Annotated in this window: 8 protein-coding genes and 1 pseudogene; all 9 read left to right on the forward strand. The window is 35.0% G+C overall.

Annotated features, from left to right (window positions below):
• Window positions 1-380 (forward strand): Crp/Fnr family transcriptional regulator (locus AC22ZQ_RS10800; protein WP_318958799.1); only part of this gene is annotated, 380 nt, incomplete at its 5' end.
• A gap of 45 nt (window positions 381-425) precedes the next feature.
• Window positions 426-1,037, forward strand: coding sequence for a hypothetical protein (locus tag AC22ZQ_RS10805; RefSeq protein WP_318958800.1), 612 nt, complete (start codon window positions 426-428; stop codon window positions 1,035-1,037).
• Window positions 1,038-1,197: 160 nt separating this feature from the next.
• Window positions 1,198-2,262: a ribosome small subunit-dependent GTPase A gene (rsgA, locus tag AC22ZQ_RS10810; protein ID WP_318958801.1), complete on the forward strand. Its 1,065-nt coding sequence runs from the start codon at window positions 1,198-1,200 to the stop codon at window positions 2,260-2,262.
• Window positions 2,263-2,349: 87 nt separating this feature from the next.
• On the forward strand, window positions 2,350-3,672 hold the full coding sequence (locus AC22ZQ_RS10815; protein ID WP_318958802.1) for an APC family permease: 1,323 nt from the start codon (window positions 2,350-2,352) through the stop codon (window positions 3,670-3,672).
• A gap of 68 nt (window positions 3,673-3,740) precedes the next feature.
• Window positions 3,741-4,328 carry a hypothetical protein gene (locus tag AC22ZQ_RS10820; RefSeq protein WP_318958803.1) on the forward strand — a complete coding sequence of 196 codons (588 nt, stop codon included), beginning with the start codon at window positions 3,741-3,743 and terminating at the stop codon, window positions 4,326-4,328.
• 149 nt (window positions 4,329-4,477) lie between these two features.
• Window positions 4,478-5,302, forward strand: coding sequence for an SDR family NAD(P)-dependent oxidoreductase (locus tag AC22ZQ_RS10825; protein ID WP_318958804.1), 825 nt, complete (start codon window positions 4,478-4,480; stop codon window positions 5,300-5,302).
• Between the two features lie 20 nt (window positions 5,303-5,322).
• Window positions 5,323-5,856, forward strand: a complete 534-nt coding sequence (locus AC22ZQ_RS10830) for a hypothetical protein (protein ID WP_318958805.1) — start codon at window positions 5,323-5,325, stop codon at window positions 5,854-5,856.
• A gap of 33 nt (window positions 5,857-5,889) precedes the next feature.
• Window positions 5,890-6,762 (forward strand): annotated as a pseudogene (locus AC22ZQ_RS10835) (cation diffusion facilitator family transporter).
• A gap of 123 nt (window positions 6,763-6,885) precedes the next feature.
• Window positions 6,886-7,248: a nuclear transport factor 2 family protein gene (locus tag AC22ZQ_RS10840; protein ID WP_318958806.1), complete on the forward strand. Its 363-nt coding sequence runs from the start codon at window positions 6,886-6,888 to the stop codon at window positions 7,246-7,248.
• Window positions 7,249-7,449 lie beyond the last annotated feature (201 nt).

Consider the following 7,449-nt stretch of genomic DNA (forward strand, 5'->3'; position numbering starts at 1 on the left):
CCGATTGGTTTGCATTTGAAAATGATTTTATTAGTTCAATAGTTAGCTTCTTTACGAATCAACCTAGTCCTCACTTTATAGAACTACTTGAGGATTCAGTACTCATAGAATTCACTAGAGAGCAACTTGACAAGTTATCTGCTAAACACCATGACTTTGAGCATTTAATAAGAGTTATAGTCACTAAGACAATGTTGAATCAACAAAAACGATTAGCATCTATCCAATTTCAAACGGCAGAACAGAAATATGAAAACATTTTAGCAATTCACCCTAATATCACAAATAAAATACCGCTTACGCATATTGCTTCCTATTTGGGTATCACTCTTGAAACCCTGAGTAGAATTAGAAACCCAAAGAAACCGAATTTGACATAGATCAAATGAACTACCATGTGCTTTATCGAAATTTGTCAGAAAAAAATGAAACATCTACATTACTTTTCTGGATTGACGATAACACTGTTTATAGGACTACATTTAATCAATCATTTCGCCAGTGTTTTTGGAGCCGAAATTCACATAGAATTGATGAATCATATAAGGCCTGTTTATAGAAATGTATTTGTAGAAACAATACTTTTAATTGCAGTGATTCTTCAAATCATTTCAGGTATAAAACTGATTTTTTCAAAAGATAAATCCGTCTATAACAACTACGTGAGATTACAAATATGGACAGGATTATACTTGGCTTTTTTCCTAATGATTCATGTTGGAGCAGTGTTCGTAGGACGATATATTTTACATCTTGATACAAATTTCTATTTTGGAGTTGCTGGTCTGAATACATTCCCCTTTAATCTATTCTTTATACCGTATTACGGACTTGCAATCATTTCGTTCTTTGGGCACGTTTCTGCGATTCATTATCAGAAAATGAAAAAGGAGATTTTGGGATTATCAATAAGACAACAATCAAAAGTAATTCTGATCATAGGCGTGTTATTAACATTGGTAATTTTTTATGGATTGACAAATGGCTTAACAGGTGTTGAACTCCCAAAAGAGTACAATGTGTTAATTGGAAAATAAAAAACGAACCCACAACATGATTGTCAAAACATTTGGCAGAAAGTGCTAAATTTAAATGTAGTACATTTAATATATGTTGTAATGGTTTTATAGGAAGTTGCTTTGAAATGCTAAACGTTTCATATATCCATCCATAGTACTCAATACAAAAGAAGATAAAATGACCCTTGAGGATTTAGGATATAATTTAGAATTAGAAAACTACAGAAAAGACCAAAATCTGGATGCTTTTGGAGTGGGACGAGTTATCTCAGAACACAAGGAAAGATACGTTGTGAAAACCCCTGAACAAGAATATGAGGGGGAAATAATCGGAAACTTGCGATTCACTGCACATGATAGGTCTGATTTTCCCGCAGTTGGTGACTGGGTTGCTATCTCAGAATATGACGAAAACAAAGTACTGATTCATTCTGTCTACCCAAGAAAAACGATTATTGAAAGACAAGCCGTGGGGAAACAAGGAGAAAAACAAATCATAGCCACAAATATTGATTATGCCTTCATTGTTCAAGCTGTTGACAGGGATTTTAACATTAACAGAATTGAAAGATATTTGACCATTTGTAATACTTCGAACGTAAAACCTATTATCATTCTCACTAAGATTGATTTGATCAGTAATAACAAATTATCAGAGTTGGTAAGTAAAGTTCAAGAAAGGATAAAAGAAGTCCCAATAACCCCTATTAGTAATGCGTCTCAAAAGGGAATTGAAAAACTCACGGAGAGTATTCAAAAAGGTAAAACCTATTGTTTGTTAGGATCATCAGGAGTTGGAAAATCTACCTTATTGAATAACTTATCAGGTAAACAAATGATGAAAACCAATGCGATTAGTACAAGTACGAACAAAGGAAGACATGTTACAACTCACCGTGAATTATTAGTGCTCGAAAAGGGTGGGATTCTAATAGACAATCCAGGAATGAGAGAAGTTGGAATTACAGATTCTAAGGATGGATTAGAAATTACATTCGGGACAATAATTGAATTGTCCAAAGGCTGTAAATTTAAAGATTGTACCCATACCACCGAAGTAGGCTGTGCAGTATTAAAAGCTGTTGAAAATGGCGAATTAGACAAGTCATCCTACGAAAACTTCTTGAAAATGGAACGCGAAAAAGAGCACTTTGAATCAACGGTTGCTGAAAAACGCATGAAAGACAAGGATTTTGGAAAAATGATAAAGAATTACAAAAAAAGTAAATACAAAAAGAACTAAGCAAAACTAACCTAAACGTATTGCCCTTCTAGACACGAGGTATAGTCAAACCGTTGTACTCAATAAAAATATCTAAGAGGAAAATCAATGACACAGCACAGAAAAAGAAATAAAAATTTAGGATTAGCAGAACTCATTGCCATTGCTTTAGGAGGAATGGTGGGTGGTGGAATTTTTACCATCCTTGGAATTTCCGTTTCAATGATTGGCAACTTAACACCTATTGCCATAATCATTGGTGGGTTGATAGCATCCCTTGCTGCCTACTCCTACGTAAAATTAGGATTGTATTATCGAGATGAAGGCGCAACATATTCTTTCTACAAAAGAACCTACCCAAACTCCCATTTTTCAGCATCTGCAATTGGTTGGTTTATCATTTTTGGTTATATAAGTACACTTGCTCTATACGCTTATACTTTTTCTTCTTATGCTATCAGTAGTACTGATTTTGCAGACAATGTTTGGATTCGAAAAATCATCGCTATTGGAGTTATTGGAATATTCACTCTTATCAATATATGGAGTGTTAATGGCATGGGAAAAATTGAAGATTTCATGGTGTATACAAAACTTATTGTGCTTACAATTATTTCGTTTGTATTAATGCAACATGGTAAAACTGACTTTGGAACATTTATGGAAAATATGACTATAGATGCTGAAAATTCAAGTGTTTTTTCAATTCTTATAGTTGCTTCAGTTACATTTGTTGCCTATGAAGGATTTCAGTTGGTAATCAATGCAATTTCTGAGATGACAAATCCTGAAAAGAATATTCCAAGAGCCATATATGCCGCAATAAGTTTAGCAATACTTATATATGTGGTAATTTCTCTAGGAGCATTATTCGCCATTCCAACAGAAGAAATTATAAAAAATAAAGAATATGCACTTGCAGCAGGTGCTGGAAATGTACTGGGAAAACTCGGAACAAACCTTGTTATTCTTGGTGCCATTCTAGCAACAAGTAGTGCAATTAGTGGAACTGTTTTTGGCTCATCAAGACAAATGGCTGTAGTTGCGAAAGATGGTTATTTTCCAAGCTGGTTAGCAATTAGAAAAAATAATAGTCCGCAAAATGCAATTATAGGGATGGCAGCAATGGCAAGTATTCTAATTTTAATTGGCGGTCTTGAATTAATACTTGAATTTGGGAGTATCACATTTCTGTTAGTGTCTCTATTAATGGCAGTGGCCAACTATAAACTCCGAAATAAAACTAATTCTTCTGGGTTTCTGACGGTATCATCAATTTTAGGTTTAGGAATTAGCGGAATACTCATTTTGTATTACGAATTCACAAACAAATGGGAGCAGATGATTGCAATTATTATTTTATATGCAGTTTTAGGATTTGGGGCGTGGATATACGCTAGGAAAAACGATAGAAAAGAAAAAAGAACATAACAAGGTATATAGCGTATTGCACCCTGTAGGATTCTACGAAACAATATACATACCATAGAGCATAGAAAATGAATACGAAAGAATACATATACATCGAAGGAATTGCCAGAGAAAAGGTAATTGAAGCAGTTCAAGCCATGTCCAACCTTTATGCTGATGTTGAATTCTCGAAGGGAATTGAAATATTCGAATCGAACAAAAATCAAAACTCCTTCATCATTAATTTCTCTTTTCGACCCGATTTTGAAAGGTTCAAATACTTTGTGAACTATCTACATTACCCTGAAGTCAAAGACTATAAAGCCCAAGTCAGAGGATTTTGGACAGTTGATCGTGTGGATGGATTGCCTCAGAACCAAACAAATCAAAGAGTCATGCTATACGTCTCAGATATAGATGAGGAGGGAGATAACGTGCATGCAACTTTTCAAGGAGAAACGACTTCATACAAATTGGGATTTGCGGTTGGTGAAGCATACAAGGCTCTCAATAATCTAGAATTAGAATTTGATGAATATAAGATAAACTCGACCGAATTTGATTTAACAAAGACGATTCAACCTAATCCAAGTGTTCAACCTAAACAATCAGGAAAAGGCTGTGTTCTCACACTGGCAATCATTATTATTGCTTCAGGATGGATTGTATTTGGATAAATGAAAACGAACACTCTACAACAACAGCCATAAATAATTGCTCCTTCCCTCCTACTTCTGCAAACATTAGGGAATTTTCAATTTGGGTTTTATTCACTAAATTGAGTTCTCAAACCCGCAACTCCCCATTGCTAAAAGCATAAGAAAGAATGCAAAACTCAAAAACAGCTCTCATAACGGGTGCCACATCAGGGATTGGCTCTGCAATAGCTGAACATTTGGCGCAACAGGGATATTCCTTATATATGCTGGGGCGTTCTCAAGAAAAATTAACAAACACGAAAAACCACCTGCGAAAATTGAATCCGAACGTGAATGTACACCCCATACTTTGTGATTTAGCTTCAAAGTCTTCTACACTTAAAGCTTGCGAAGAGGTGGGTTCAATTGCCGCATCCATTGATATACTTATTTTAAATGCCGGGCTTTGGAATTTTCAATTCAAAGAAACAGAGGATAATATTGAAGAAACCTTACAAGTAAATGTCCTATCACATCTCATGATTTTCGAAAAATTGATACACCTTGTTCCTAAAAACAATCAGTCTAAAGTTTTATTCACAACGTCTGGATTGCATCAGGGTACAATCAATTTTGAGGATCTAGAATTTAGAACAAATTTCTCTGGTTATAAATGCTATCGACAATCTAAACTTGCTGTTCTCATGTTAACTAGATGGTTTTCGCAACAAGATGAATTCAAGGGGATTTCTTTCTACTGTGTACATCCTGGAATGGTAAACACGCAGCTAGGACGTAGCGCCGGATGGTTTTCAAGAAGCATTTTTAAGTTGTTTGGAAAACCTAAACACAAAGGGGCAAAAACCCATATTTTCCTTATTGACCAAGACCCAAAACTATTGACGTCAGGTGAATGCTATGCGAATTGCGCTGTAACACCAACTTCTTCCTACTCCTATGATATGAAGGTTGGTGAAAGACTGTGGAAGGTATTGAAGGAATATTTGAATTAAAAGTGTTTACAAAGCCAGAAATGAGACTAACAAAAAAACAATATCTAATTTTAGCTGTATGTACAACGATCCTGATGACTATCTATGCACAGTTTGTTTTAGGTCACTTCAGCCAATGTTTTAAAACAGAAGAAGGTATTAATTCATTGGGATTATCTTTTGATTATACTACTACGGACGTCTTCGGTTTCTTGGAAAAAAGGTCAAATGAACAGCTAACCTGTTACTTAAGTTTTTTAAGAATCTGGGATGGTATTTTCCCCATCATATATACTTTGATGTACTCGTTCTGGATCATTTATTTCTTTAAACCCAAAACAATTTTATTGTTAGTCCCAATTTTACATATGCTTACAGACTGGACAGAAAATATTTTCGAGTCATTGATTATAAAAGAGTACCTCACCGCTGGTATATTAAATGATGAAATAATATCATTCGGCTCTATCATTACAAGTTTGAAATGGATTTTGTCCATCGGTACTTATTTAATTCTGCTTTATGGAATATTCGTTAAAATGAAAATCATTTTAACAATGCGTAAAACAGGCTGAAAAGATAGTCTAGCTATAATTTTAAATCATTGAATGAATAACGAACAAACAGCAATTCGAACTACTTATTTTAGCATAATTGGAAACATCGGTTTGGCTTTAATTAAAGGACTTGCGGGGTTCTTTGGTAACTCCTACGCCCTCATTGCCGACGCCATAGAATCAACCACAGACATCTTTTCCTAGTTACTCGTTCTTTTCGGTTTAAAATATGCAAAACGACCGGCGGATGAAAATCACCCCTACGGTCATGGAAAAATAGAACCACTTATCACCTTTTTAGTTGTCGCTTTTCTTGTCACCTCGGCAACCATTATTGCCTATGAGAGCATACAAAATATACGAACGCCCCATAAAGTTCCTAAACCGTGGACATTACTCGTACTCGGTGCTATAATCATATGGAAAGAAGTGTCTTTCAGATGGGTGCTCAAAAAAAGTAAAGAAACCAATAGTTCGTCGCTTAAGGCGGACGCCTGGCACCATAGAAGTGATGCGATAACTTCGATAATGGCGTTTGTTGGAATTTCTATTGCATTAATTTTTGGAGAAGGATATGAAACCGCCGATGATTGGGCTGCATTAATCGCTTCGACCCTTATTTTGTACAATAGTTATTTAATTTTCAGACCTGCATTGGGTGAAATTATGGATGAACATCTGTACGATGACTTATTGGATGAAATTCGGAAAGAATCAAAAAAAGTAGAAGGTATAGTTGGAACTGAAAAATGCTTTATTCGAAAAGCTGGAATGAAATACCACGTGGATTTACACGCAATCGTTGACGGTAAAATTTCGGTGAAGGATGGGCACCACATTTCACATCAATTAAAAGACCATTTGAGAAAAGAAATACCAAATTTGGGACATGTATTAATTCACATTGAACCCAACGATTCATGATAATCAGCCCTCAACCTTGGGGATATTACCAGAAATAAAGAACAAAAATTAACTGTACAAAATTTTCAATGAAAATGCTTTACTTGGCTATTGCCATTATGCGCAACTCAATTAAACGATAAAATGAACATAGAACAGTTAGTACAAGGATGGTTCGACAAATGGGAAAAAGGTGATTATTTGAACTTACCCATATCCGAAAACTTTAAACACACCAGTCCATTTGGATCTATTCAGGGAAAACAAGCATATCTTGACTTGGTGAAGGAGAATGAAGAAAAATTCTGTAATCAAACGTTTGAAATCCAAGACTCTATCTATGTGAAAAACAAAGCCTGCGTGCGTTATATCGCAAAACAAGGAGAAGGTTTTTCCTTGGAGGTGAGTGAATGGTATTATGTAAAGGATGGTCTCATTAAAGAAATTGTGTCCTATTACCATATCGGTGAAATTCGTGAAGAACGACAAATCGAAAACTACACTTAAAACGAACGCTAAAGAGATAGATCTTTACTTAATTTTCGGTTATCTCTCACCCTTTTTTGGTGTCTAAAGATGGAATGGAGATATGAATAAGTTGGTAAGCACCTATCATCGCCTCCTCCTGTAATCGTTTGTCTACCAACGATAAAACATCACCATTTCTTTCTATCCCTTTAAAATTATAGTTATTTTTAAGGCTATGCA

The sequence above is a fragment of the Lishizhenia sp. genome, assembly GCF_057456495.1.

What these genes read in the sequence shown, in the direction of transcription:
- AC22ZQ_RS10805 (WP_318958800.1), top strand. Translation starts at nt 426, where the DNA reads ATGAAACATCTACATTACTTTTCTGGATTGACGATAACACTGTTTATA.
- rsgA (WP_318958801.1), top strand. Translation starts at nt 1,198, where the DNA reads ATGACCCTTGAGGATTTAGGATATAATTTAGAATTAGAAAACTACAGA.
- AC22ZQ_RS10815 (WP_318958802.1), top strand. Translation starts at nt 2,350, where the DNA reads ATGACACAGCACAGAAAAAGAAATAAAAATTTAGGATTAGCAGAACTC.
- AC22ZQ_RS10820 (WP_318958803.1), top strand. Translation starts at nt 3,741, where the DNA reads ATGAATACGAAAGAATACATATACATCGAAGGAATTGCCAGAGAAAAG.
- AC22ZQ_RS10825 (WP_318958804.1), top strand. Translation starts at nt 4,478, where the DNA reads ATGCAAAACTCAAAAACAGCTCTCATAACGGGTGCCACATCAGGGATT.
- AC22ZQ_RS10830 (WP_318958805.1), top strand. Translation starts at nt 5,323, where the DNA reads ATGAGACTAACAAAAAAACAATATCTAATTTTAGCTGTATGTACAACG.
- AC22ZQ_RS10840 (WP_318958806.1), top strand. Translation starts at nt 6,886, where the DNA reads ATGAACATAGAACAGTTAGTACAAGGATGGTTCGACAAATGGGAAAAA.